Origin of the sequence: Paenilisteria rustica (assembly GCF_013820765.1) — a bacterium.
Lineage (GTDB): Bacteria > Bacillota > Bacilli > Lactobacillales > Listeriaceae > Listeria_A > Listeria_A rustica.
This window is the reverse complement of record NZ_JABJVM010000008.1, coordinates 93404-115008: the sequence shown is the minus strand read 5'-3', so window position 1 is coordinate 115008 and position 21605 is coordinate 93404. Positions and strand designations below refer to the sequence as shown.

General features: G+C 41.8%; 36 protein-coding genes. All 36 read left to right on the top strand.

Features of this window, described 5'->3' with window-relative positions:
* Positions 1 to 79: 79 nt before the first annotated feature.
* Positions 80 to 316, top strand: a complete 237-nt coding sequence (locus tag HPK16_RS09500; RefSeq protein ID WP_181676734.1) for a hypothetical protein — start codon at positions 80 to 82, stop codon at positions 314 to 316.
* Positions 313 to 630 carry a hypothetical protein gene (locus HPK16_RS09495; RefSeq protein ID WP_181676733.1) on the top strand — a complete coding sequence of 106 codons (318 nt, stop codon included), beginning with the start codon at positions 313 to 315 and terminating at the stop codon, positions 628 to 630. The genes HPK16_RS09500 and HPK16_RS09495 overlap by 4 nt, the downstream gene beginning before the upstream one ends.
* Positions 627 to 959, top strand: a complete 333-nt coding sequence (locus HPK16_RS09490) for a hypothetical protein (protein WP_181676732.1) — start codon at positions 627 to 629, stop codon at positions 957 to 959. The genes HPK16_RS09495 and HPK16_RS09490 overlap by 4 nt, the downstream gene beginning before the upstream one ends.
* A complete protein-coding gene (locus tag HPK16_RS09485) occupies positions 956 to 2902 on the top strand; it encodes an AAA family ATPase (RefSeq protein WP_181676731.1) in 1947 nt (648 codons plus the stop codon). The genes HPK16_RS09490 and HPK16_RS09485 overlap by 4 nt, the downstream gene beginning before the upstream one ends.
* A 1-nt stretch (position 2903) precedes the next feature.
* Complete coding sequence (locus HPK16_RS09480) at positions 2904 to 3212, top strand: hypothetical protein (RefSeq protein ID WP_059140768.1); 309 nt, start codon at positions 2904 to 2906, stop codon at positions 3210 to 3212.
* Positions 3202 to 4086 carry a recombinase RecT gene (locus HPK16_RS09475; protein WP_181676730.1) on the top strand — a complete coding sequence of 295 codons (885 nt, stop codon included), beginning with the start codon at positions 3202 to 3204 and terminating at the stop codon, positions 4084 to 4086. Before HPK16_RS09480 ends, HPK16_RS09475 begins: the two co-directional genes overlap by 11 nt.
* The gene (locus HPK16_RS09470) at positions 4083 to 4793 is read left to right on the top strand and encodes an MBL fold metallo-hydrolase (RefSeq protein ID WP_181676729.1); all 711 of its coding nucleotides are present in this window, start codon (positions 4083 to 4085) and stop codon (positions 4791 to 4793) included. The genes HPK16_RS09475 and HPK16_RS09470 overlap by 4 nt, the downstream gene beginning before the upstream one ends.
* 4 nt (positions 4794 to 4797) lie before the next feature.
* Entirely contained in the window at positions 4798 to 5718 is a 921-nt protein-coding gene (locus tag HPK16_RS17105; protein WP_181676728.1) for a Lin1244/Lin1753 domain-containing protein, read from the top strand.
* Positions 5696 to 6460 (top strand): ATP-binding protein, encoded by a 765-nt coding sequence (locus HPK16_RS09460; protein ID WP_246369375.1) that lies wholly within the window; start codon positions 5696 to 5698, stop codon positions 6458 to 6460. The genes HPK16_RS17105 and HPK16_RS09460 overlap by 23 nt, the downstream gene beginning before the upstream one ends.
* Positions 6457 to 6663: a hypothetical protein gene (locus HPK16_RS09455; protein WP_181676726.1), complete on the top strand. Its 207-nt coding sequence runs from the start codon at positions 6457 to 6459 to the stop codon at positions 6661 to 6663. The genes HPK16_RS09460 and HPK16_RS09455 overlap by 4 nt, the downstream gene beginning before the upstream one ends.
* Complete coding sequence (locus HPK16_RS09450) at positions 6650 to 6847, top strand: DUF6877 family protein (RefSeq protein WP_181676725.1); 198 nt, start codon at positions 6650 to 6652, stop codon at positions 6845 to 6847. The genes HPK16_RS09455 and HPK16_RS09450 overlap by 14 nt, the downstream gene beginning before the upstream one ends.
* A gap of 281 nt (positions 6848 to 7128) precedes the next feature.
* Positions 7129 to 7662 (top strand): Holliday junction resolvase RecU, encoded by a 534-nt coding sequence (locus tag HPK16_RS09445; RefSeq protein WP_181676724.1) that lies wholly within the window; start codon positions 7129 to 7131, stop codon positions 7660 to 7662.
* 13 nt (positions 7663 to 7675) lie between these two features.
* Positions 7676 to 8224, top strand: a complete 549-nt coding sequence (locus HPK16_RS09440; RefSeq protein ID WP_181676723.1) for a hypothetical protein — start codon at positions 7676 to 7678, stop codon at positions 8222 to 8224.
* A gap of 39 nt (positions 8225 to 8263) precedes the next feature.
* On the top strand, positions 8264 to 8971 hold the full coding sequence (locus tag HPK16_RS09435) for a DNA adenine methylase (RefSeq protein ID WP_343064811.1): 708 nt from the start codon (positions 8264 to 8266) through the stop codon (positions 8969 to 8971).
* Positions 8972 to 9066: 95 nt separating this feature from the next.
* Positions 9067 to 9393 carry a hypothetical protein gene (locus HPK16_RS09430; RefSeq protein WP_181676722.1) on the top strand — a complete coding sequence of 109 codons (327 nt, stop codon included), beginning with the start codon at positions 9067 to 9069 and terminating at the stop codon, positions 9391 to 9393.
* Positions 9390 to 9749, top strand: coding sequence for a hypothetical protein (locus HPK16_RS09425; RefSeq protein ID WP_181676721.1), 360 nt, complete (start codon positions 9390 to 9392; stop codon positions 9747 to 9749). Before HPK16_RS09430 ends, HPK16_RS09425 begins: the two co-directional genes overlap by 4 nt.
* 14 nt (positions 9750 to 9763) lie before the next feature.
* Positions 9764 to 10189: a YopX family protein gene (locus tag HPK16_RS09420; RefSeq protein ID WP_181676720.1), complete on the top strand. Its 426-nt coding sequence runs from the start codon at positions 9764 to 9766 to the stop codon at positions 10187 to 10189.
* Complete coding sequence (locus HPK16_RS09415; protein WP_181676719.1) at positions 10186 to 10443, top strand: hypothetical protein; 258 nt, start codon at positions 10186 to 10188, stop codon at positions 10441 to 10443. Before HPK16_RS09420 ends, HPK16_RS09415 begins: the two co-directional genes overlap by 4 nt.
* Entirely contained in the window at positions 10440 to 10586 is a 147-nt protein-coding gene (locus HPK16_RS09410) for a hypothetical protein (RefSeq protein ID WP_181676718.1), read from the top strand. The genes HPK16_RS09415 and HPK16_RS09410 overlap by 4 nt, the downstream gene beginning before the upstream one ends.
* Positions 10587 to 10597: 11 nt before the next feature.
* On the top strand, positions 10598 to 10720 hold the full coding sequence (locus HPK16_RS17000; protein WP_281368036.1) for a hypothetical protein: 123 nt from the start codon (positions 10598 to 10600) through the stop codon (positions 10718 to 10720).
* A gap of 27 nt (positions 10721 to 10747) precedes the next feature.
* Entirely contained in the window at positions 10748 to 11128 is a 381-nt protein-coding gene (locus HPK16_RS09405; protein WP_181676717.1) for a hypothetical protein, read from the top strand.
* Entirely contained in the window at positions 11125 to 11310 is a 186-nt protein-coding gene (locus HPK16_RS09400; RefSeq protein ID WP_181676716.1) for a hypothetical protein, read from the top strand. The genes HPK16_RS09405 and HPK16_RS09400 overlap by 4 nt, the downstream gene beginning before the upstream one ends.
* Positions 11307 to 11531 (top strand): hypothetical protein, encoded by a 225-nt coding sequence (locus HPK16_RS09395; protein ID WP_181676715.1) that lies wholly within the window; start codon positions 11307 to 11309, stop codon positions 11529 to 11531. Before HPK16_RS09400 ends, HPK16_RS09395 begins: the two co-directional genes overlap by 4 nt.
* On the top strand, positions 11528 to 11680 hold the full coding sequence (locus HPK16_RS09390; protein ID WP_181676714.1) for a DUF6906 family protein: 153 nt from the start codon (positions 11528 to 11530) through the stop codon (positions 11678 to 11680). Before HPK16_RS09395 ends, HPK16_RS09390 begins: the two co-directional genes overlap by 4 nt.
* Positions 11677 to 11952: a DUF3850 domain-containing protein gene (locus HPK16_RS09385; protein WP_181676713.1), complete on the top strand. Its 276-nt coding sequence runs from the start codon at positions 11677 to 11679 to the stop codon at positions 11950 to 11952. The genes HPK16_RS09390 and HPK16_RS09385 overlap by 4 nt, the downstream gene beginning before the upstream one ends.
* A 14-nt stretch (positions 11953 to 11966) precedes the next feature.
* Positions 11967 to 12656: a putative HNHc nuclease gene (locus HPK16_RS09380; protein ID WP_181676712.1), complete on the top strand. Its 690-nt coding sequence runs from the start codon at positions 11967 to 11969 to the stop codon at positions 12654 to 12656.
* Between the two features lie 11 nt (positions 12657 to 12667).
* On the top strand, positions 12668 to 13072 hold the full coding sequence (locus HPK16_RS09375) for a hypothetical protein (protein WP_181676711.1): 405 nt from the start codon (positions 12668 to 12670) through the stop codon (positions 13070 to 13072).
* Between the two features lie 73 nt (positions 13073 to 13145).
* Positions 13146 to 13667, top strand: coding sequence for a hypothetical protein (locus HPK16_RS09370; RefSeq protein WP_181676710.1), 522 nt, complete (start codon positions 13146 to 13148; stop codon positions 13665 to 13667).
* A gap of 412 nt (positions 13668 to 14079) precedes the next feature.
* Positions 14080 to 14868, top strand: a complete 789-nt coding sequence (locus tag HPK16_RS09365; protein ID WP_181676709.1) for a hypothetical protein — start codon at positions 14080 to 14082, stop codon at positions 14866 to 14868.
* A gap of 27 nt (positions 14869 to 14895) precedes the next feature.
* Positions 14896 to 15393, top strand: a complete 498-nt coding sequence (locus HPK16_RS09360) for a hypothetical protein (RefSeq protein ID WP_181676708.1) — start codon at positions 14896 to 14898, stop codon at positions 15391 to 15393.
* 18 nt (positions 15394 to 15411) lie between these two features.
* Positions 15412 to 15675: a DUF6275 family protein gene (locus tag HPK16_RS09355; RefSeq protein ID WP_181676707.1), complete on the top strand. Its 264-nt coding sequence runs from the start codon at positions 15412 to 15414 to the stop codon at positions 15673 to 15675.
* A gap of 225 nt (positions 15676 to 15900) precedes the next feature.
* On the top strand, positions 15901 to 16788 hold the full coding sequence (gene terS / locus HPK16_RS09350; RefSeq protein ID WP_181676706.1) for a phage terminase small subunit: 888 nt from the start codon (positions 15901 to 15903) through the stop codon (positions 16786 to 16788).
* Positions 16763 to 18232 carry a phage terminase large subunit gene (gene terL, locus HPK16_RS09345; RefSeq protein ID WP_425487928.1) on the top strand — a complete coding sequence of 490 codons (1470 nt, stop codon included), beginning with the start codon at positions 16763 to 16765 and terminating at the stop codon, positions 18230 to 18232. The genes terS and terL overlap by 26 nt, the downstream gene beginning before the upstream one ends.
* 19 nt (positions 18233 to 18251) lie before the next feature.
* Positions 18252 to 19652 carry a DUF1073 domain-containing protein gene (locus HPK16_RS09340; protein WP_181676705.1) on the top strand — a complete coding sequence of 467 codons (1401 nt, stop codon included), beginning with the start codon at positions 18252 to 18254 and terminating at the stop codon, positions 19650 to 19652.
* On the top strand, positions 19645 to 20430 hold the full coding sequence (locus HPK16_RS09335) for a phage head morphogenesis protein (RefSeq protein ID WP_181676704.1): 786 nt from the start codon (positions 19645 to 19647) through the stop codon (positions 20428 to 20430). The genes HPK16_RS09340 and HPK16_RS09335 overlap by 8 nt, the downstream gene beginning before the upstream one ends.
* Positions 20431 to 20491: 61 nt before the next feature.
* Entirely contained in the window at positions 20492 to 21604 is a 1113-nt protein-coding gene (locus HPK16_RS09330; protein WP_181676703.1) for a DUF2213 domain-containing protein, read from the top strand.
* The last annotated feature ends 1 nt before the right edge of the window (position 21605 follow it).

The following is a 21605-nucleotide window of genomic DNA, read 5'->3' as shown; positions in this document are numbered from 1 at the left end:
CATAAATTGGCTGTTCGCCATACATTTCACCTTTATTATATGCGAACAGCCCCAAAATTACAAGATAGGGGTTTTTATTATGGAGAAGAGCATTGATGTAGTTTTTTTGAAAGAAGTATTGTTTACAGCGAAGTTGTCAGCGGAAAGATCGGTTATCTATATGCAAGATAAGATTGCTGAATATGGTAATGATACACATTTGCAAGAGTTTTTTACTTTACAACTTGAGGATAGAGAAGCTTTTCTCAATAAAATCAACGAGAAAATCGCAGAAATCGACAACATCAAATTTAATATTATGGGGGAACAGTTATGAAAACAGTACAGAGCAATTATAAAGAGGCGTCCAATTTAGTGGTTGAAGCTTGTAAGGTATGTCGAACGAGTCAAGACAGAACAACAATGGTCGGCCTTGTTTTGAACAATGATGATACCACAGTGGCTTTTGAAGGCGAAGGAGTCGCATTACTAGAAGCCTACAAACGATTAACTCGAGAGTTGGTAGCAATGTTTGCTACTAGTATTCCAGTTGAAGAGGTAATCGATGAGGTTAAGGAAGCTGGGGCGCTTGGGATTATCGACGGAGTTATCAAACACGGGCAGAGAGCCAATAAGGAGGCTCAGCGATGAAGCGCAAAAAACTAACGCCTTTTGAAGAGGTTTCCAATTTAACGGATCGCATTAATGTTATCTCTCGTGCCGATAATAATGTCAGTTGCATTTCCGCTATTGCTCGAAGTGGGGGCGATAACGGCTTTAATTACGTAGCGAATGTGAACGGTGGCAGGGAAGAATTACTTGCACTCTATACGCAGCTGACACAGAGCATAGCAGAAGTATTATTCATGGACCGACCAGACGAAACTACTTTGAAAGATATGCAACGAGCAGGTGGCGAAGGGCTTGCCAATGGAGTGTTGGCAGTTAATCCGAATTACAGAGGGGACGAGAAGAAATGAAAAACATCCGACTAATAAATCTCAAACTACGCAATTTCAAAGGTATTAAAGAGTTCGAGTTAGCATCCAGATTCGAGGAAAACCTAGCAGTGTATGGGGCGAACGGGACAGGCAAGACATCGATTTTTGACGCTTTCATGTACTTATTGTTCGACAAAGATAGCCAAAACAAAAAGGAGTTCTCGATAAAAACACGCGACGAGAACGGCGAAGAAATTCACTTTTTAGAACATGAAGTCAGCGCTGTGTTATCCATCGCGATGAAACACACAGAACTAAAAAAAGTATACAAAGAAAAATGGACGAAGAAAACAGGCGCAATAGACAAAGAGTTTACAGGCCATACCACTGACTACTATATCAACGACGTGAAGGCGAAGAAAAAAGAGTACATGGATTTCGTGTCGGATTTGATTGACGAAAATACTTTTAAAATGATTACCTCACCAACATTTTTCAGTGAACAGCTCAAGTGGCAAGAACAGCGTGATGTTGTGATGACTATCGCAGGTGATGTGACAGACGAGGAAGTGATACAGTCCAATCCGGAGCTAGCCGAACTAACAGATTTGCTTGGCGCTCGAAGTGTCGAGGATGCTCGTAAAATCGCGATACAGAAGCGTAAAGATGTGAATGAGCAACTGCAAAACATACCAGTTCGGATTGATGAAGCAGCGCGTAATATGCCGGATGTTTCGGAATTAGATCAGCAGCTACTTACTGATGAAATTCAAGCATTAGAGTTATCTAAGGATGAGAAGCAAGGTGAGTTGCAAAATATCCGGAACGGATCGCACGCTGCTGAATTGATGATTCAAAAATCGAAAATCGAAGGCGAACTACAAGAAATTAAGAATCGTCATCAAAGCGAAGTGTATGCCGCAACAAATGACAAACGACAAGACATGTCCAATTTACAAGGTAAGATTGCGAGTGCCGAGGGCGTACAACGTAGCTTGCAAGATACTTTCGAAACGCTGACTAAATCAATTGAAACTAAAACACATCAGAAAGCGCAATTAGAGCAACACTGGTACGCGAAGAAACAAGAAACGTTTGACGAACACCGAGCGACTTGTCCGACGTGTGAGCAAACCTTCCCACCTGACAAATTAGATCAGATGATTGCAAATTTCAACAACGAAAAAGCCGCAGCACTCGAAAAAATTGTCGCCGATGGTCAAGCGCTGAAAGAACAGATTGAGAGTCATCAAAACCAACTCGACTTTGAAGAAGCGGCGCGGAAAACAGCAAAAGAAGAGCTTCAAAACCTATGTGTTGATCTAGCTTTAGAACAAGAGAAACTAGCCGAAATGGAAGCTAACGCAACGAAAGTCGAGAACACCGGCGACTATGTAACGAAGTTCCAGAAACTCGAAGAAGTAAGAAAACAAATCGAAAACGGCGCACAAAGTAGTACGGTGCGTGAATCAGAAGTTAGGAACGAAATTGGCAGTATCGAGAACGATATCGCCGCTTTGCGTACCGATTTATCTAAATTTGAGACGATTTCGAACATAAATGCACGAATCGAAGAATTGAAAAAAGAGCAGGCTGAACTTGCCGACTTGTTCAACGAGTGCGAAAAAATGGTGTTCTTAACGAATAAATTCACTCAAGCGAAAGCGAGCCTCTTGGAAGGCCGTATCAACGACAAATTCGAGCTTGTACGCTTCAAATTGTTTAGAACACTGATAAACGGCGGGCTAGAAGAATGTTGTGAGGTTACTGTAAACGGTGTTCCTTACACCTCTGGGCTCAATACAGCATCGCGCATTAACGGCGGTTTGGACATCATAAACTCGCTTAACGAACATTACCAGGTAGCGGCGCCAATTTTTATTGACAACCGCGAATCAGTAACCGAGCTTATCAAGACGAAATCGCAGGTCATTAGCTTGATTGTTTCAGAGAATGATAAAACTTTGAAGGTGAGTGAATAGGTTGGATATAAACGTTGTGGATAAAAAGGTTAAATATCTGTCCAAATTACGAAGCCAATATAAAGAGATTGAAGAAGCGAAAACACGCGTAGGAAATGCTTCGATTGGTGTACTTGGAATTAATTGCCCAAGCGAGGGTAAGCCAAGCTGTGAGCGATCATATGTTGGTCGATTCGTTCAAGATTTTGAAATTGATGAGCGATTAGTAACGATTTGGAAAGATGGGATTGTACTAGAGCTTGAAAATAGATTGCTTGCTATTGAAAACGAAATTGAAAAAGCCTTAGGAGGAATGCCGGATGAGCAATGAATTATCCATGATGAGAAAAGATATTATCAGCCAAGTGGAGGGCAAAGTGAAAACACTACAAGGGAATGCAGAACTGCATTTCCCCGCTGACTTTAGCCCCGAAAATGCAATGAAGAGTGCGTGGCTGATTCTTCAAGAAACGAAGGATCGTAACCAGAAGCTTGCTTTAGAAGTTTGTACCCGAGATAGTATCGCAAATGCATTGTTAGACATGGTTGTGCAAGGTTTAAACCCACAAAAAAAACAGGGCTACTTTATCGTTTACGGCAAAACACTCACGTTCCAACGAAGTTACTTTGGAACGATGGCGGTTACCAAGCGTGTGACGGGAGCAAAATCCATTGATGCAATGATTGTTTACGAGGGTGACGAGGTTACCTATGAAATTGAGAATGCGCGGATTAGCAACTTAAAACATACCCAGCAATTTGGAAACATCGACAAGAAAAAAATACTTGCAGCATATTGCGTTATAACACTTCCAGAAGGCGAATATTACACGGAATTTATGACGATGGACGAAATACGCCAGTCATGGGGACAATCTCAAATGTGGTCCAAAGGTGCAACGGTTGAAAAAGAAGGCTCAACTCATGAAAAATTCTCGCAAGAAATGGCTAAAAAAACAGTCATTAACAGAGCATGTAAGAGGTATCTCAATAGCTCCGATGATTCCAGCGTCCTCTTAGACACATTCAATCAATCACCTGATGACTCTGTAGAGAGTGCTGTAGAGCAAGAAATCGCAGAGAACGCTAATGCCGAAATAATCGAAATGGATGATTATCAAAACGAACCAGAAGCCCAAGCGGAGGTCATCGAAGCAGAATCAGTCGTGCAAGAAGAAGTCATAGAAAAGCCTCCGTTCGCATGATTATCAAGACATTAGCAAGCGGAAGCAAAGGGAATGCCTATCTATTGTCAGACGGGCATTCTGAATTGCTTCTAGAATGCGGTATATCATTCAAAAAGATTCGCGAAGGTCTAGGGTTCAACTTATCAAAAATAGCAGCCTGCCTAGTCTCTCATGAACACGGAGATCACACGGCAGGCATTAACAAAATGTTACGAGAAACAAGCATACCCGTATACGCGTCAGAAGGCACCATATCGGCTTTAAAAATTCAGGACAAGCAAACATTCAAGTTAGTAAATAAAACACCGTCAACGGTCGCTACGTTCCGAATTATGCCGTTTGATGTGCAACATGATGCATCGGAGCCTTTGGGATTCATGATTGACTCTATTCACACAAAAGAACGGTTAGTTTTCATAACAGACAGCTATTACGTCAAATACAAGTTTCCGAAAATGGACTATCTCATGATCGAGTGCAATTACGCAGCTGACATCTTAGAAGAGAATGTCCAGTCTGACCGCGTACACAGAACACAGAAAAAACGAGTTTTACAATCGCATTTCAGTCTTGAGAACGTCAAAGACTTTTTGAAAGCTAACGATCTGTCGAAGCTAAAAGAGATTCACCTGCTACACATTTCAGATAGCAACGGTGATCCAGAACGATTTAAACATGAAATACAAGAACTTACAGGAATACCAGTTTATATAGCTAGGGGGTGACAACGTGGCTCGGCCAACAAAACAAGGACTAAGTTATTTTCCGCTTGATGTTGATGCGGATTATGACGATAAATTTCAACTAATCGAAACCATACACGGACCCACAGGTTTTGCAGTGATTATTAAGCTAATGATGAAAATTTACAACGAAGGTTTCTTCTATAACTGGTCCGACAAAGAACAAATACTATTCGCTCGTCGGGTTAATGTTGAGATTAACCAAGTAAAAACTATCATTTCGGACTGCATAACCTATGATTTGTTCGACAAAACTCTTTACGATACAGAAAATATATTAACTTCTAGGGGTATTCAAAGCCGTTTTTTCAAAGCAGTAGACAAACGCAAAAAGTTAGAAGTACCCATCGAATACCTATTAATTGACAAGGAAGATATTCCAGGAACAGCGATAAAATACGTTTTGTTGCACAAAACCCCTAGTTCCGCCGAACAAAACACTACCGAATGTGAAATAAATCAGGGATTAAGTACACAAATTAAAGTAAAGGAAAGTAAAGAAAAAGAAAGTAAAGCAGAAGAAAGCAAAGAGCAAATTATCGACGAACAAAAACCTGCTACTACTGCCTACCGATTTTGGGAAAGTAATGTCGCGATAACTGGATTGTCACAATTTGATATAGAGCTACTAAACAAGTTGCTTGATTTAGGCGGCAACGAACTGACTGTACACGCGATGAAGAAAGCAATTGAGCTCAACCGGCGCAGGATGAAAACTGTAGATACTGTATTGCGTGGTTGGCTAGATCATGGTGTTAGGACGACAGAAGAGGCAGATATTCACGAAACGAATTGGATTGGAGGGAAAACGGATGGAGGAGATGAAAAGCAACAGGAGCAACCTACAATCAGCGACAAATATAATTTCGGAACTACAAGCTCGAATGGCGAAGCACTCCCTTTCTGACGCGGAAGAGAAGCAGATTAGAGAGCGAATTGAAGCTGAGGATAGAGAGTTGGCAGAGAAAGCTCGAAAAGCAGATCAAAATATTCTCATGTCCAAGGTTTTTTCTCAAAGCATGGTAAATAAAAAACTTGAAAATGCGTGTTTCGACAATTACGAACCAGAAACCGAAGAAGCTAAAAGAGCATTGGAGATTTGCAAAAAATATGCAACTAATTTCAAGGTGAGCAATCCGCAAAGTATCATGCTGTACGGCACTTTTGGAATCGGAAAAAGTCACTTAGCGGTAGCGATAATGCGTGAATTAAGCAAGATAGATTTAGTCGTGAAACGTGATGAATCAAGAAACGTTGTTCTAAAGACTAGAAAAATGAGCATGTTATTCATCAACACAGCGAAGTTGCTGACTAAAATTAGATCGTCATTCAATGCAGATAGTGAGTTTTCCGAAGATAAAGTACTTCAAGAATTGGAAGATGTGGATCTGCTGGTCCTTGATGATTTTGGTAGCGAGATTAAAGACGTGAAACCTGCGGACTTTAACACCAAAAATGGTTTTGCTATTGAGAAAATATTTGAAATCGTAGAGAGCCGTGTAGGCAAGCATACGATATTTACAACGAACTACGATGTGGATACATTATTCAGATACTACGGAGAGCGTAGCTTTAGCCGAGCTATGGAAGATACGACATTGATTCAGATGACTGGTCGTAATTATCGATTGAGGGGGTTTGAAAAATGATAGCAACACTAGGAAAAGTTGAAATGGTCGGTTTTGATGGTCCTGATCCAGAGCATGTGATTTTATGGATCAACGCAGGCAAGCCGGTTGCAAAAACAATCTGCTACGACAACGAGGATGTCCAGAATGCGCTGGCGCACAAGGCAGGAAAATATGAAGGTTACGAGGTGATTGAGAAGGTTGTTGTAGATGAGTCAGCCTGATTACTTAGCGGAGCTAGAAGCAATATCCGATAAGGTACCGCTTGTTGTGCTTGCAGACGTCAATAACCGTATTAACGATTGGATATTAAGTGGCGGCAAGGCAACAGACAACTACGTTAAGCAGAAAGTAGACTACGCCAAGATGTGGGCGGAAAAAGGAGCGAAGGATAGTGAGCAGATTTGAGCCGGGAAATCGAGTCATGGGAATAATCAACAACAAGCTTGAGACTGGGGAGGTATGCGAGGTAACGGGTCCAGAAAGATATACCGTTATCTATGATTTTGACCGCGGAGGGTTATATCCGCAATCAGGCGAAGATTTAGTTTTGCTGGAGTCGGTAGGAACCCCTGTGTATGAGGTGATTCACCAATTCAGCCGGTTCGGAGTGGTGCATAAAACTATTACTCTAGAGAAGCCAGATTTAGACACTGTACAGATAAGTCGTAGAGGGAGGGTGATTTGGGATGATTAGAGCAAAAAGTAGGACACATGCCAATCGTGGAATGAAATTCGAATCAGCGATAGAAAAGTCATGTGAAAACTATCGGCAACAAAAACTAGCAGTTATCAAAAAACGGCCGACAGATTGGACAGTGCGATGGGAGGACGGAAAAATCATCAGTGCGTTCCCAAAGAAGAAAAGTACCGTGGATTTTGAGGGCATTCTTGCAGGTGGACAAGGTATCGCATTTGAGGCTAAGGAGACCAAAAACAAAACAAGTTTTCCGCTTAGCAATTTCCAATCGCATCAAATCAGCTACTTACAAAACTTTGCTCAAATGGGCGGTATGGCTTTCGTTTTAATCCGTTTTACAGTGCATGAGGCAGTTTACAAAATTATGATTGACGAGTTTTGCAAGATGATTAGCGACTGCGAAACACTAGGGAGAAAATCAATTCCTCTAGACCGTATAAAGCAACCTTCAGATAAATGCTACCGAATCACTGAAATGTATGAGTTACCGCTATTCTTAAATAACCACTATAACCAAAAATGAGGAGTCGATGAAAATGGAATTTAAACCAGTACCCCAAAAAATCACAGCAAAAGGTGACGGTGTTATCGAATTAGTACTAAAGGTTGAAAATGGTAGCCTTTACGGCAAAATGGATCAAATTCAAGAACTAATAAAACGGCCGTGTGTTGTCAGTATCAAACTAAACACGACAGAGTTCACAACCGAAAGAGACAAGGTCACTAAGCAGCCGCTAATCCGTTATCAAATTGACGATAACTCGGGACTGGTTGAGGCAGTTCATATCGAGCAAGAACAACTCGAACTCGAGGGAATCGAAAAGTTAGAGGTCGAGAAGGAAACGCAAGAAATCGATATTGATATCATAGATCAGTTTATTTTAGAGGCTGCCCAACCGGAATTTGACGGAATCGATATTGATGCCCAAAGAGTGATCATGTTGCAAAAAGCAGGGAAGGCCGATCGTGAAATCGCATTAGACTTGGAAATCGAGACCGAGGCGCTGATAACGCAGATGGATGAGTATAAGCAACTGGTTGCGCCGTATGCATTCGCTTGGTGGTCTTGGAAGACAGGTAAGTAAAATATCGGGCGGGAAACCGCCCTTTCAAGTAGGTGCGGTATGAAACGAATATTAAATTATCCCGGCTCGAAATGGAAAATCGCGAAATGGATCATTGAGAATATGCCAAGTCATCAGTCATATTTAGAACCATACTTCGGAAGTGGTGCGGTTTTCTTCAACAAACAAAAAAGCCTAGTCGAAACTATAAACGATCTGGATGGACGAATTGTGAATCTCTTTCGGATGATGCGTGAACAGCCTGAGGAATTAGCTTTTTTAATAAAAAATACACCGTACGCTCGAGACGAATTCGAGAACAGTTTAGTGGTTTCTGCAGACTCACTCGAAGATGCGAGACGGATGTTAATCCGTTGTTGGTTTGCGATAGGAGGCAAAACAAGCAATAAATCAGGTTTTCGCAAGCTGGTATCTCCAAATGGGCCGTATGTTGTTCAGGATTGGATCAAAATGCCCGCAACGATTCTGGAAGCTGGAAATAGACTTAAAGAAGCACAAATTGAAAACTTGGATGCGATAGCCCTTATTGAACAAAGCGCTCGGTCAGAAGTCCTTATCTACGCTGATCCACCCTATCTGCCCTCTACGAGATCAAGCAAACATTATGAGCATGAATATATCGAATCGGATCATAAAGACATGTTGGAAGTATTAAAAGCGCACCCCGGCCCAGTTATTTTAAGTGGATATGATAGTGATTTGTATCGTGACGTATTGCATGATTGGCAGGTAAAAAAATTCAAGTAACAGCCTTGCAAGGGGCTAAAAGACAGGAAGCATTATTTATCAATCCCGCAGCAACAGGAAACGGACAACTAAATTTATTTGAGGAAGTGGAATAAATGAGCTTTGAACAGTTAGATTTATTCACTGAAACCGAAGAACCGGAAACAACAATACAGCATGTCGGTGAGCCGTGCACGCAACTAAATGTGTTGCTAGCTATCAAGGAGATTCAAGCATTAACAGGGCGTAAAATAGTAGCTACACACGGATGTTATCGCGGTAAAACAGCGTATCACCCTGAGAGTGAGTACAAATCATTTTTCAAATTCGAGACAGGGATCTGCTACGTAGACGAGTTTTTGCAGTTGTGGATCATAAACGGAAATCCCAAGAAGCGGCTGTATAACAAAGCTGGCGTACTAAGTGATGGGGTGAGGCTATGACAAGCCCAATGCCAATAACAATAAACCGGATGCGCGAGTACGAATTACACGATGCCATTGCAGACGCCGAAAAGCGCGGCTACAGAGTGATTAGCGATGTACGACATAACTACGCAGAAGGCAAAACGTATCACAAGGAAGGCGCGTTTTTCAGGCAAGACAGCGTATCAGATACTAACAAATACACAGTGAGGATGATTAAGCCAATGAAAAAAGAGGAGCGGACGAAAGAAATTCAGAGTTACATGGACTCATTGATACTTTGCGAAAAAGTCACCGAAGAAGAAATGGAGACGTGGAGCGATAAGCGGATTGAAACAGCTTATTATCAGTTGCGTAGCGAATTGGATAGTTGAGGAGGAGCGGAAACATGAAACCAAGTGAATTCAGAGGTAAGCGCCTAGATAACGGAGAGTGGGCATTTGGAACATATACTAACGCGTATGGAGACTGGATTAATGAATTTGCACCATACGGGCCAAAAATGTACGGAAATGAGATTGTCGAAGATGCTGGGGAACATTATGCAGAAAACGAAGTAGATCGTGAGACAGTCACCGGATTTACAGGGATTACAGACATAAACGAAAATAAGCTTTACGATCAGGATATTTGTGAAGATGAGAATGGCAATAGGTTCTTAGTCATGTGGTCGATGTACTTTAACGCGTGGTGCTACATCGAGTACCTCGGAGACTTACGCGAATATCCACTATACAAATTTATAGGAACATACCGAAAAGTTGGGAACAAGTTCGATAATCCAGAGCTTTTAGAAATTGAGGTGGCGGAATGAAAACAGGCGAGTTTACTCAGGCGGTAGAGAAATTAGGTTACACAATACGACTAGTTGGTCGAGATAAAGCATATTTTCGAATTTACATTAATGATGCGATAGCTGCGGTGATTGATGGAAATGCATTTATGAGTTCCGACACGGTGTTTACAGAATTTGAACAACTAGACGATGCACGTAAATTGGAACTTGGGTCATTGATAATTAAATATGCATGTACGCCAATAAATGAGCGTGAGGGGGAAGCTGAATGAGTGGAGATAACGAGGGATTGAAAATTGGTGGTGAAGTGAGATTTACGGATATTGTCACCATTGTAGAAGTGGAAGATGACAGCGTAAAGGTTCTTACAGATTCAGGGTTTGAGTTCTGGACGACACGAGATAATTTAGAGTAGGGTGAAGTGCATTGAATGCAAAAGATGTCAGAGCTTTGATGCTTACATCAGTCGATGAAATCGTAGAGGAAACTACAAAAGCGTGTGCAGAATTAGCGATGAAAGGCAAAACAAGTATTAAGGTCCGAAAATAAAGAATTGCTGGAAGGAGCGGAATGAGCATGGAAAACGAATTAATCGAAGAACAGTTCAATAATTTAGACGGCGCAACTTTGGAAATCGGATACAGCAAGGAAGTAAAATCACACTTACTCGCACTGTTCCCTGAAAAGAAAGGTGACGTAGTTAGTATATGGATTGATAGCGAACTTAAAAATAAAATGATGGACGCGCTAACGGTTAAAAAGCTCGATGCTAACGATCTATTTATGCTTGAGGAGTTGAAAAAATTAGTTCCAATGTATAAAGGTGATGTAATAGCAACTTTGACCTATGCGAAAAATGATGCTGAATTTTTCTTTATATGGAAAGACCTTGAAAATAAAAATCTTATCATTCAAAAACTCGCTACTTGGGCGCTTGAACAGGAGGAAATGGAATGAAGGCTGTGACATGGCGCGTGAGAGTAGGAGATCTTTATTTTATCAAATTTGGTGGTGGCAGGCGTCCTGATTATACAAAAAATAGAAGCCGTGCAACGACATTCGAGGATAAAGAACGGGCGGAGGAAGTCGCTAAAATGCTTGTTGCCGGCGAGCTGGAGGAAGTAGGGAGTGACGAATGAAATGGCGACCTTTTAACATTAATCACAATGTCAAAGTGAAGCTGACTCGAGTAGGTATACAGCGTTATAAAGACTGGATGAATCGATATATACCTGTGAAGGATAGTCACTTACGAATCGAGCGACCAACAAGAGATGATAGTCGTTTATATCAGTTCAATAAGCGGAAAATGGAGTCGTTTATATATGATTATTACGAATGGGGAGGCGTCGCGGTATGAAAAACGGCAAACGACCAACAAAGCGAGAATGCGAGCAGATTAAAGTATACGGATTGAACCCCGCCAACTGGCTGATTTTTAAGAACTTGCATGACGAGCTACACCTTGTCCATCGCGAAACTGGAACGAAGCGGGTGATTAGCAAATGAAAAAGCAGGCACACTCAACGGAAATAGTCACTGTTCATAGACTTAAGATAGCCCCAGAGTTTTTCGAAGCAGTGCAGTCAGGAGCGAAAAAAGCCGAGGTCAGAAACAATGATCGTAATTTCAAAGTAAATGACACGATTTTGCTTCAAGAATACGAAAACGGTAGGTACACAGGCAATATCGTATGTGTCCGAGTTACCTACATTTCAGATTACAATCAGCCACCGGGGCAAGTAGTTCTAAGCATAGAGGTACAATCAAAAGAAATTTGAAGGGACTGATCCAAATGACTACGTTCGCCAAAATTCGCGATGTGCGAGAAAAGGGCGGTAGACAGCTCGTCATTGTCGAATTTGACGAGCCTATGCCAAAGTACCAATTAGAGAAAATGAGCCCAGAAATCGAGATACAGCTACACGACGGACGCCGTAAATCACCAGGGCAAAATAAACTGATCCATGCGCTGCTGAATGAAATCACAGTTGCGTATGTAGGGCCAAGCACTTCTATACAAAGGAAAATCGATTTAGAGTACACGAAAAGCACCATGAAAGCCATGTTTGCAGACGAGTTGGGACGAAATAGCTTCTCGGTCGGAAAAGCCAACATGACTGAGGCTACGGACTTTATAGAGTATCTAATCAATTTCTGTATACGAGAAGGTATCGAGTTAAAAAACAGAGATATGTACAAGGATTACAACCTGCAGCACTGGTCATTCTGTTGCTTGATTCACGGTAAATGCGCTATAAGTGGCGTGAATCAAGGCGTTGAAAAGCATCATGCGAAGAACCTAGTTGGCATGGGCCGTAATCGTAGAAATTTGGATCATCTAGATTCGTATTTTATATCGCTATCAGCTATCTATCACGAAGAAGCGCATAAGCTGGGCTGGACAGATTTTAGCAATAAATATCATGTTGAATGCGTGAAACTAAGCACTGAATGGATTAAAAAGTTAGGAATAAGTAGATGAGGAGAATGAATATGAATGAGGAAACACCGAATTGGAAGCTGAGTTCTATTATTAAACAGGGGTGGAGGAATCAAGCTGATAGTGCATTGCGAATAAATGAGAAGGGGATGTTTTACAATATTGAAGGACTAGAAATAAAAGCGCCTTTGGATATTGAAGCAGCATTCAGGAAGGCATTAAACATAGAATTCGCGTTAAGTGAGCAACAGCAAGTTATTTTTGATTACCTGGTTGAAAATGAATACAACATGGATGATGTATTCACAGCTGTAGGTGAGATTGGAAATGACTATTACAATTGCGAGGGATATACTCCAATTCCTGCGATAGTAGTGGCTTACGGTGAGCTAGAAGGAGATCGGATTGCGCAGGTTATATGCCGATTCCTAGACTACCAAGCAAAAAAAGACAAATAAAAAACCAGAACGCATTCGCTCCGGCAAGGTATTTCTACTCGACATAGAAATTATACCATAGGAGGGCGTTCTGGTGGAACAATTATCATTATTTAATGCCAATAATATAGAGATCGATATTACATCAACACGGCGTAATATTTGGATTGAGGTAGAGCGATACCAGCACGCACAACACGTAATCAAACGGAATGGTAGAGCTAAGGTTAATTTGGGGGCACAACAGATCAGTGATATGCCAAGCGTCCCACAAAATGAATATACATCAAATGTGGAACGCGCTGTCATTGAGGCGCAAACAGAGCTTGAAGATGCAAAATTCTATGTTGAAGAGTTTGACGACGCAATGGAACAGATCACGAACTACAAAACGCGGGATGCTGACATCCGTTCCAGGCGTCGTGAAATCTTTAAATACACCTTTTTAAAAGGATGGGGACGCACTCGTATTTGTTCAGAGTTCGCAATTAGCGAAACGCTATACTATGAAGAAGAACGAGAGGCAATCAAGCAGTTTAGTCGCAATATGGGTTGCTATGCGATTGCTCATAAAAACAGCAAAAGGAAAGAGGGGATGTTTGTTGATAAGCACTAATTTTGAAAAGGTGGAATATCACAGGAATATGAGCGGGATATTCCCGGAAAAACTCCGTGATATTTACCATCAAAATCATGATATTATGTTATTGTCGAGTAGTGAGGGAAACATAATTTCGACCCCTGCATCGTCAGTTTTTAGTGAAACATATTTCATAGAGCGCGAACGCCTCTTAAACAACTTGACGAAGTGAACAACGTCGTGCGGTTGAAAATGAATCTAAGGTCATGAACTTAGAACAGAGAGTAAACTGTAGCAGTTTAAAGTCACGATAAACAAGGCGGACCAGTCGCGTTGTATGAAGTATGTTTCACTATTTCTGAAATACTTTCTCCTTTTACACCTACTTGCTATTGCGAGTAGGTGGTTTTATTTGGTATAGTGGTTTTAAAAAAAAGGGTGAGAAAGCATGAGTAAGAGTGAACCAAAAAAGACATTTGCTGTACTTGCGGCAATTGGTGTTTGTACGGTAATTGTTGGTGTAATTGGTTTTTTGGCACCATACGGTAACGAACGTTGGAATTTTATTTTTGAGAATTTAATCTGGTTACCACTTGAACTGGCATTGGTAGTATTCATTTTTGACCGATTAATGAAAAGGAATAATGAAAGGGTGGCAGCTAAGAGGGAATTTGATGAGTACTTTTTGTTAGCTGAAGCAAGGTTAACTGAGCTGATACAGGTTTTAAAACTTGAAATGATAAAAGTATACACTGGAACAGTACCTCAATCACATGAAGAAACGAATACGGCATTTGAAGATGTGTTTAAGAATATTGATGAAGTTATAAATCCTGCTAAGCTACATAAAGGTATAGAATCTCCAATACTTGATCTTAGGAATATTCAATTTCCGCCCAAATACCAAAGGAGAACACATCTTGAACTGTCCGAACTTGCTGGCATGGAGATTGTTTTTCAAATTAAAGGCCATTTTGATTTATTTATCAAATATATACCCAAAGAAATTTTCCATACCTTAGATAAGATTCTAATATGTATAGATCAGTCGATGGTTTTTTCGGAAAATCCCAATTTTAAAATGATGCGTGGGATGCTTATACTTAGGGACTCAGATAAAAAGTGCTCCTATGAAGAGTATCTAGGTCTAAGCAGCAGTTATGTAGCGACTTTTAAGGAGTATTATCAATTAGTAATTGAGTTAGAAGAACAGATCGCAGAGAAAAGAGCCAATTAGGCTCTTTTTTTATTGGAGGAATGAAAAATGAAAAAAGATGTATCACCAAAACCAGTTACTAAGGATATGTTTCCTGCGCCACCATTGAACGGATATAGTTGTGAACATAACGAGCCACCCGAAAAAACCAGAGCTTTTTATGAAAAGCTTATGTCGGAACACGAAGTAAAAAATAAAGAGACAGGATGTGCAGATGTAATTACTGCTGACCAAAAATCGGAAATAATAAAGGAGTTTTACAATAGTTTAGGTACAGATATCCCATTAACACGAGAAACGGACTTCGAAGATTTTAAGAGTGGTGATATTGTGGGTGTGTACGCTTGGGATTCTTTTTGCGGAATGCCAAAGGGGTATCAGCAAGGAATTGTTGTGGATTTGAAAGGTGAAGAAAAGCCGGTGATTGCTTTTACTGACATAGGTTTAGCGATGAGAGCAGACGCGGAAGGCGTATGGCAATTTCTGAACTTTGAGGCATGGGGTAATTGCAACATCGTATTGCTCCATCGCTGTAACAATTCATAAAAAATAGGAGTGATAAGGATGGATAATCAAGACTTTATCGGCAAATGTAAGGACCTTGTGGTTGGCTACGCAAATGAGCGGTTGGATAAGACAGATGGCAAGAACATCACTAGTGACGATGTTTATGTCGTGTGGAGCTGTAAGACGCTGCAGAACAATAAAGCGATGCTAAGTACAACGCTGTTTGACGGTATGTACTATGAGCTGACGCTGAATGGGGATAAGCGTGAGATTTATCTGGACGCCTATAAGAAGTGGGAAAACGTTAAGTATGATGTGTGAACTAGGAACCGTCACAGTAAACGTGAAACCTCACATTGAATTCTCGTTTCCTGATGCTAATGGATGCACAGTCTGCAAAGGAAAGGGATTCATTCAAGGTTTCGAGGCGCATGGCGTAATAGCAGGTAAATCACTAGCGAAGTCCAAAATAGTAACTTGTCCAACATGCAAAGGTACCGGTGGACGCTGAAAACAAACTCTAACACATGAGGGGGTGTAACAATTATGGCGCAGAAACGGAACCCGCAGCGGGATGAAGCAAAACAGATGTGGTTAGAATCTGGAAAACAAATCAAACTAGCGGAGATTGCTGCCAAATTGGAGACACTCCCTAGCACGATAAGAAAATGGAAATCCCAGGATCGTTGGGATGATGAAACCAATGAGAGCGCTCCGAATGACAAAGGGAGCGCTCCTTTACGTCATGCCTCCATGAAAGGCAACAAGAACGCTACGGGGAACAAGGGTGGCAAGGGAGCGCCGCTAGGTAACGACTATGCGAAAGGGAACGCTGGAGGTGGAGCGCCCCCTCGCAATGAGAACGCCGTGAAAACTGGCGAGTACCAAACAATCATGTGGGGCTACCTCTCCGATGAGGAAATAGCGCTCTTTCAGTCGATTCCTGATGACCCACTCGTTCAAATTACAGCAACAATAAAAGAGTTGGAGATAAGGAAATATCGCATGGCAGGGCTACTTGACAAAGCGAAGAAGGAATTAACGCCATCGCAGAAAAAGACGCTTAAACAGTTGCAAGAAGTACCTTATATTCAGGATGTAAAGGGAACGAAAGTGCGAGTATCGCGTGAAGAACTCTCAATCGTAGAGGAGCGCGAGGAGTCAGTAGACATATTCAACAGGATATTAAGCATAGAGGACGCGCTCACACGTGTTACTAATCAACTTGTGAAGGCGATCAAGCAAAAGAGCGATTTAGAGCTAGCCAGCGCACGAAAGAAGCTGATTCAGACACAAACAGACGTCAACAAAGAGAAGCTTTATCGCCCCTCTACTGTTGAAGATGAAAAGGTAGAGAACAAAGCGCCTCCTGATATGACTCAGTTGAGCATAGAGGAGTTGAGGAACCTTGCAAGCATCAACAAACTTAGTTAAAACCGAAGAAGAGCTGTATATAGAAATGATTCGAGAAGAAGCCAACAAAGAACTAGCACGGCGTTCTTATCGCGACTATGTAGAATACGCCCACTTCGGTATATACAAGCACTTCCCGCACACGGATCTCATTTGTGAGCATCTACAGCCGATTGCGGACGGTGAACAGAAATTCATTATTATTGAAATGCCTCCTCGGCACGGTAAATCTATGACGACAACCGAAACATTCCCGTCTTACTATGTGATGAAAAACCCTACAAAGCGTGTCATCACAGTATCTTACGCGGACACATTAGCCCGCAAGTTTGGGCGGAAGAACCGCGACAAGGTGCGATTAGTGGGGCAAAAGCTGTTCAATGTGAATATATCGCCGCTGGTCTCAAAAGCCAACGACTGGGAGCTTGAAAACAGCGGGGGCGGGATGATAAGCGTTGGTATCACAGGTGGTGCGACTGGTCACGGTGCCGATTTACTGGTTATCGATGATCCATTTAAGAACCGTGAGGAAGCCGAATCTCTACTCATGCGCGATAAGGTGTTTGAGGAGTGGGAAAGCACATTCCTTACCCGTTTGCATGGTGGTGGAAGCATTGTAATCATCATGACGCGATGGCACGAGGACGACCTTATCGGACGTTTGTTAAAGAAGAGCAATTTCAAGTGGGAGCGGCTTAGACTACCAGCTATTGCAGAAGACAGTGACGACTTACTACAACGTGCGATTGGTGAGCCACTTTGTCCTGGTCTAGGCTATGATAAAAAGTGGGCAGACGACAAAAAAATACAGGTTGGATCGCGCACGTGGGCGTCATTGTATCAGCAACGACCATCGCCTGCAGACGGTAATATATTTAAACGACACTGGATCAGATATTATGTGCCAGACGAAGAATTTAGACGTAAATATGATTTGGGCGACGAGGTGAAAGTATTGCCTCGTTTATTTGATGTGAGCGCGCAATCGTGGGACTGCGCATTTAAGGATACCAAAAAATCCGACTTTGTTGCAGGCCATGTGTGGAGTGCTAAAGGTTCTAACTTCTTTATGCGTGACCGCGATCATGACAGGATGGACATTATACGCACTATGCAAGGTATACGGAATATGACGACTAAATGGCCTAATGCAACTGCTAAGTATGTTGAGGATAAGGCAAATGGTCCAGCGGTGATACAAATGTTGAAAGACGAAATAAGCGGGCTTATTCCTATAGAGCCAAACGGCGGTAAGGAAGCGCGTGCAAATGCTGTTGCTCCTCTATTCGAGGCTGGCAACGTGTATCTGCCACATCCGCTTTATAAGCCATGGTCGGAAGATGTCGTCGAAGAACTCGTCTCATTCCCTAATGGTCTGCACGATGATGATGTGGATGCTACAACTCAAATACTTAATAAGTTACGAGGGCATACGGCTTCACTGAAAGACAGATACAATTATTAAACAATAAGGTGGTGAGCTAATGAGTATCACGGAAGACTTACAACAGCTACGGCAAGATGCAAAAGAAACTCGTAATGATTTCATGCTTGGAAATGGGAAGGGCGACCCCAAAGACAACCTCACAAGACAAAGACCTGGTGCAGCTAAAATACTAACGTTTAACGACTGCAAGAATCTGTACGCCTCAAACGGCATTGTTAAAAATATTATCGACATCATACCTGAAGATATGACAAGGGCAGGGTGGACCCTAAAAACAGAGAATAAAGAGGTGAAAAAAGCGATTGAATCTAAATGGCGGCAGCTGAAAACTAAAGATAAGTTTCGAAAGCTGTTTGCTGACGACAGGCTCTATGGGGACGGCTACATCTCGGTTGGTGCAGTTAGTAATAACGTGGATAATGGTAGCAATCTGAATCAAGCTATCGACACGAAGCAACTTAAGAGCGTGCCTTATCTAAATGCCTTTTCTGCACAAAAAGTTAGTCGTTTCTACACTAATGAAGATATGTTTAGTGCTGATTATGGTGAGGTTGAGCAATTTGAGGTTAGTAGGCGGTCTCAAATCGGCAATCATATCATGTCTATAGGCGGTATGAGTGCGACAACCCAAGAACTGGTCCATCGGTCAAGGATTTTACATCAACAATCTCTTAGATTTGAGGATGAGCCGGATGGCAGGTCTGTACTTGAGGGGTTGTATGACATTATCACGGTCATGGACACATCACTCTGGAGTGTGGGGCAAATCCTGTATGATTATGCATTCAAGGTGTTCAAATCACCCAAAGTAGACAATATGACGAAGAAAGATAAAGCTGAAATTGGGATGCTGATGGACTTTAAGTTCAGGACGGAAGCACTGGCGCTGATTGGCGATAATGAGGAGTTGAAAAAAGAATCTACTGCAACAACTGGCATGAAAGATTTATTAGATTACGGCTGGGATTACCTCTCTGGTGTTGTACGAATGCCAAAAAGTGTTTTACGAGGCCAAGAAGCTGGAACGCTGACAGGTGCGCAATATGACGTCATGAACTATTACGCACGTGTGAGTTCGATGCAAGAAAACCAGTTAAGGCCTCACTTGGAATACTTGACTAGGTTGTTGATGTGTTGTGATGACGATGCTGGACCTAAAATTGATCCTGATACTTTCGAATGGGCAATAGAGTTCAATCCTTTGTGGTCCGTTGATTCAAAAACAGATGCCGAAATACGGAAATTGACTGCAGAAGCGGACAAGATTTATATCGATAGTGGCGTTGTTGATCCAGAAGAAGTCTATGATACCCGTTTTGGGCGCTTTGGTGTGGAAAATACGAGCAAGTTTAATGCTGATAGCCTAGATGATATTGATGAGATAGCCAAAAAGGTATTAGAAGCCTATAACGCTAATAGGGCTGGTAGCCATGGCTAAACGAATGCCGATAACGCGATATCCGCACAATGTAGAGAGAGCTTACGCTAAAAATATGCTGAAACTCACACAGGCGATTGCTGACATCGTTTTATACGAATTTGATACACAGATAACCCCTGAACTTAATTCTCGAAATATGCGCTTTGACGGCTTTATAGCCGATAGTATCTTTCAGAAGAGTTTAGACAGAATAAAAGCCCTCACATTAGGGATTTTTACTGCTAAAGAGAAGTATTCTATCGCCAGTAAGTTTGTTAGAGCAAGCAATAGCACAGCAAAGACTCAATTTGTAAATCAAATGGAGGTTTCTGGGGTTGACCCGACCACAACAGAGCCCTGGATAAATGACTATATGGATGAGGCAATTGCTGAAAATGTTAGCTATATTGGCAGTATTGGGGATGAATACAACGCTAAAACGGAACAAATTATACTGCGAGGAGCAAAAGAAGGACGTTCAAGTCAAGAAATACGAGATGAATTAGTAGACCAGATAGGAATGACCGAAAATAAGGCTAAATTTATTGCTCGAGATCAGACAGGTTCGCTATTTGGGGACTTGACCATGATGCGACATAAAAAAGCAGGAATACCAGGATTTATGTGGTCTGATTCAGGCGATAGCAGGGTTAGGCCGAAACACGTCGAGTATAACGGCCAGTTTTTCTCTTACGATGACCCAAATGCTCCGATTCCTGGTAAGGATTATGCGTGTAGGTGCGTGGCTATTCCTGAATTTGATCCATCTAAAATACCTGAATATATAGCGGCCTAGAAGGTGTTAACAATCTGTTAATGCTTTTTTATTATGCCCTGAAAGGTGGTGAGAACATGAAATGAGAGTACAACGGTATGATCGATCGTATATTACTGATTCGAATTTGACGGAGACGGCTGAGGGGTATCTCACTGTGCGAGCTCCGGTAACAAAACCGGGCGTTTTTCCATACATGCGTGGAGATGGTGGAGTATCTATGGAAGTAAAGCTACCTGACGAGTTATTTTCAGAGGGCGTATTACAATCCATGAATGCTAAACCAGTCACAGACAATCACCCAACTGAATTAGTCACCGCTGCTAATTACAGTAAGTATTCAAAAGGCATGACACATACAGATTCAGCAGTTAGTGACAATAAACTGTTTGTATCATTTACGATTACTGATTCTGATACGATTCAAAAGGTGAAGAACGGTAAACGCGAGCTTTCGCTAGGCTTTTCAGCTGACATTAAAGACGAAAGTGGCACATATGACGGGATCAAGTACGATTCCGTACAGAGGAATATGAAGATTAACCACCTCGCAATTGTTGATAAGGGGCGAGTTGGTTCAGAAGCGGCAATCAGAGGAGATTCAGCGGCCTTTATGGTTGATGCAGCTGATATTAATAAACAAGGAGGCAACAATAACATGGCTAAATTAGTTCTAGACAGTAAAGAGTATGAGGTGGATTCAGTTGTTAAATCGCGCATCGATACATTAGAAGCGCAGTTATCGGCTGAAAAAGTGAAATCTGGCTCCATTGACACAATCACAGGTGAACGTGATGGATACAAAACTAAGCTGGAGACTGCAGAATCTGAACTCGCGACTTTGAAAGATAGCGCCTTGACTCTTGATAAGGTTGAAGAAATAGCAGAAGCTCGTGTGGCTATGATTAACACAGCTCAAAACTTCTTAGGTGATTCATTCGATTTCAAAGGAAAGACTGAGAAGGCGATTAAGGAGGCAGTTATCCAAACGGCTGACAGTGCTTTCAAAGCAGATGGGAAATCAGAGGACTATGTTAATGCCTATTATGATGCTATGACGGCAAATCATAAAGGATTTACAGCTGATGCAGGGTTTGGAAAGCCAAATGATAAGGCGGCTGCGGCAAAAGAAAAGGAAGAAATCGATGCTAAGAAGCAAGATCGGTTGAATATGAGAAAGAAAGGAGAGCAATAAT

Bases quoted from the DNA above. Each gene is read 5' to 3' on its own strand.
- HPK16_RS09410 (WP_181676718.1), top strand. From the start codon at position 10,440: ATGAGTGGAGATAACGAGGGATTGAAAATTGGTGGTGAAGTGAGATTT.
- HPK16_RS09470 (WP_181676729.1), top strand. From the start codon at position 4,083: ATGATTATCAAGACATTAGCAAGCGGAAGCAAAGGGAATGCCTATCTA.
- HPK16_RS09375 (WP_181676711.1), top strand. From the start codon at position 12,668: ATGAATGAGGAAACACCGAATTGGAAGCTGAGTTCTATTATTAAACAG.
- HPK16_RS09435 (WP_343064811.1), top strand. From the start codon at position 8,264: ATGAAACGAATATTAAATTATCCCGGCTCGAAATGGAAAATCGCGAAA.
- HPK16_RS09420 (WP_181676720.1), top strand. From the start codon at position 9,764: ATGAAACCAAGTGAATTCAGAGGTAAGCGCCTAGATAACGGAGAGTGG.
- HPK16_RS09365 (WP_181676709.1), top strand. From the start codon at position 14,080: ATGAGTAAGAGTGAACCAAAAAAGACATTTGCTGTACTTGCGGCAATT.
- HPK16_RS09385 (WP_181676713.1), top strand. From the start codon at position 11,677: ATGAAAAAGCAGGCACACTCAACGGAAATAGTCACTGTTCATAGACTT.
- HPK16_RS09405 (WP_181676717.1), top strand. From the start codon at position 10,748: ATGGAAAACGAATTAATCGAAGAACAGTTCAATAATTTAGACGGCGCA.
- HPK16_RS09380 (WP_181676712.1), top strand. From the start codon at position 11,967: ATGACTACGTTCGCCAAAATTCGCGATGTGCGAGAAAAGGGCGGTAGA.
- terS (WP_181676706.1), top strand. From the start codon at position 15,901: ATGGCGCAGAAACGGAACCCGCAGCGGGATGAAGCAAAACAGATGTGG.
- HPK16_RS09495 (WP_181676733.1), top strand. From the start codon at position 313: ATGAAAACAGTACAGAGCAATTATAAAGAGGCGTCCAATTTAGTGGTT.
- HPK16_RS09400 (WP_181676716.1), top strand. From the start codon at position 11,125: ATGAAGGCTGTGACATGGCGCGTGAGAGTAGGAGATCTTTATTTTATC.
- HPK16_RS09460 (WP_246369375.1), top strand. From the start codon at position 5,696: ATGGCGAAGCACTCCCTTTCTGACGCGGAAGAGAAGCAGATTAGAGAG.
- HPK16_RS09455 (WP_181676726.1), top strand. From the start codon at position 6,457: ATGATAGCAACACTAGGAAAAGTTGAAATGGTCGGTTTTGATGGTCCT.
- HPK16_RS09450 (WP_181676725.1), top strand. From the start codon at position 6,650: ATGAGTCAGCCTGATTACTTAGCGGAGCTAGAAGCAATATCCGATAAG.
- HPK16_RS09475 (WP_181676730.1), top strand. From the start codon at position 3,202: ATGAGCAATGAATTATCCATGATGAGAAAAGATATTATCAGCCAAGTG.
- HPK16_RS09335 (WP_181676704.1), top strand. From the start codon at position 19,645: ATGGCTAAACGAATGCCGATAACGCGATATCCGCACAATGTAGAGAGA.
- HPK16_RS09500 (WP_181676734.1), top strand. From the start codon at position 80: ATGGAGAAGAGCATTGATGTAGTTTTTTTGAAAGAAGTATTGTTTACA.
- HPK16_RS09430 (WP_181676722.1), top strand. From the start codon at position 9,067: ATGAGCTTTGAACAGTTAGATTTATTCACTGAAACCGAAGAACCGGAA.
- HPK16_RS09390 (WP_181676714.1), top strand. From the start codon at position 11,528: ATGAAAAACGGCAAACGACCAACAAAGCGAGAATGCGAGCAGATTAAA.
- HPK16_RS09485 (WP_181676731.1), top strand. From the start codon at position 956: ATGAAAAACATCCGACTAATAAATCTCAAACTACGCAATTTCAAAGGT.
- HPK16_RS09355 (WP_181676707.1), top strand. From the start codon at position 15,412: ATGGATAATCAAGACTTTATCGGCAAATGTAAGGACCTTGTGGTTGGC.
- HPK16_RS09340 (WP_181676705.1), top strand. From the start codon at position 18,252: ATGAGTATCACGGAAGACTTACAACAGCTACGGCAAGATGCAAAAGAA.
- HPK16_RS09440 (WP_181676723.1), top strand. From the start codon at position 7,676: ATGGAATTTAAACCAGTACCCCAAAAAATCACAGCAAAAGGTGACGGT.
- HPK16_RS09415 (WP_181676719.1), top strand. From the start codon at position 10,186: ATGAAAACAGGCGAGTTTACTCAGGCGGTAGAGAAATTAGGTTACACA.
- HPK16_RS09395 (WP_181676715.1), top strand. From the start codon at position 11,307: ATGAAATGGCGACCTTTTAACATTAATCACAATGTCAAAGTGAAGCTG.
- HPK16_RS09360 (WP_181676708.1), top strand. From the start codon at position 14,896: ATGAAAAAAGATGTATCACCAAAACCAGTTACTAAGGATATGTTTCCT.
- HPK16_RS09425 (WP_181676721.1), top strand. From the start codon at position 9,390: ATGACAAGCCCAATGCCAATAACAATAAACCGGATGCGCGAGTACGAA.
- HPK16_RS09490 (WP_181676732.1), top strand. From the start codon at position 627: ATGAAGCGCAAAAAACTAACGCCTTTTGAAGAGGTTTCCAATTTAACG.
- HPK16_RS09330 (WP_181676703.1), top strand. From the start codon at position 20,492: ATGAGAGTACAACGGTATGATCGATCGTATATTACTGATTCGAATTTG.
- HPK16_RS09445 (WP_181676724.1), top strand. From the start codon at position 7,129: ATGATTAGAGCAAAAAGTAGGACACATGCCAATCGTGGAATGAAATTC.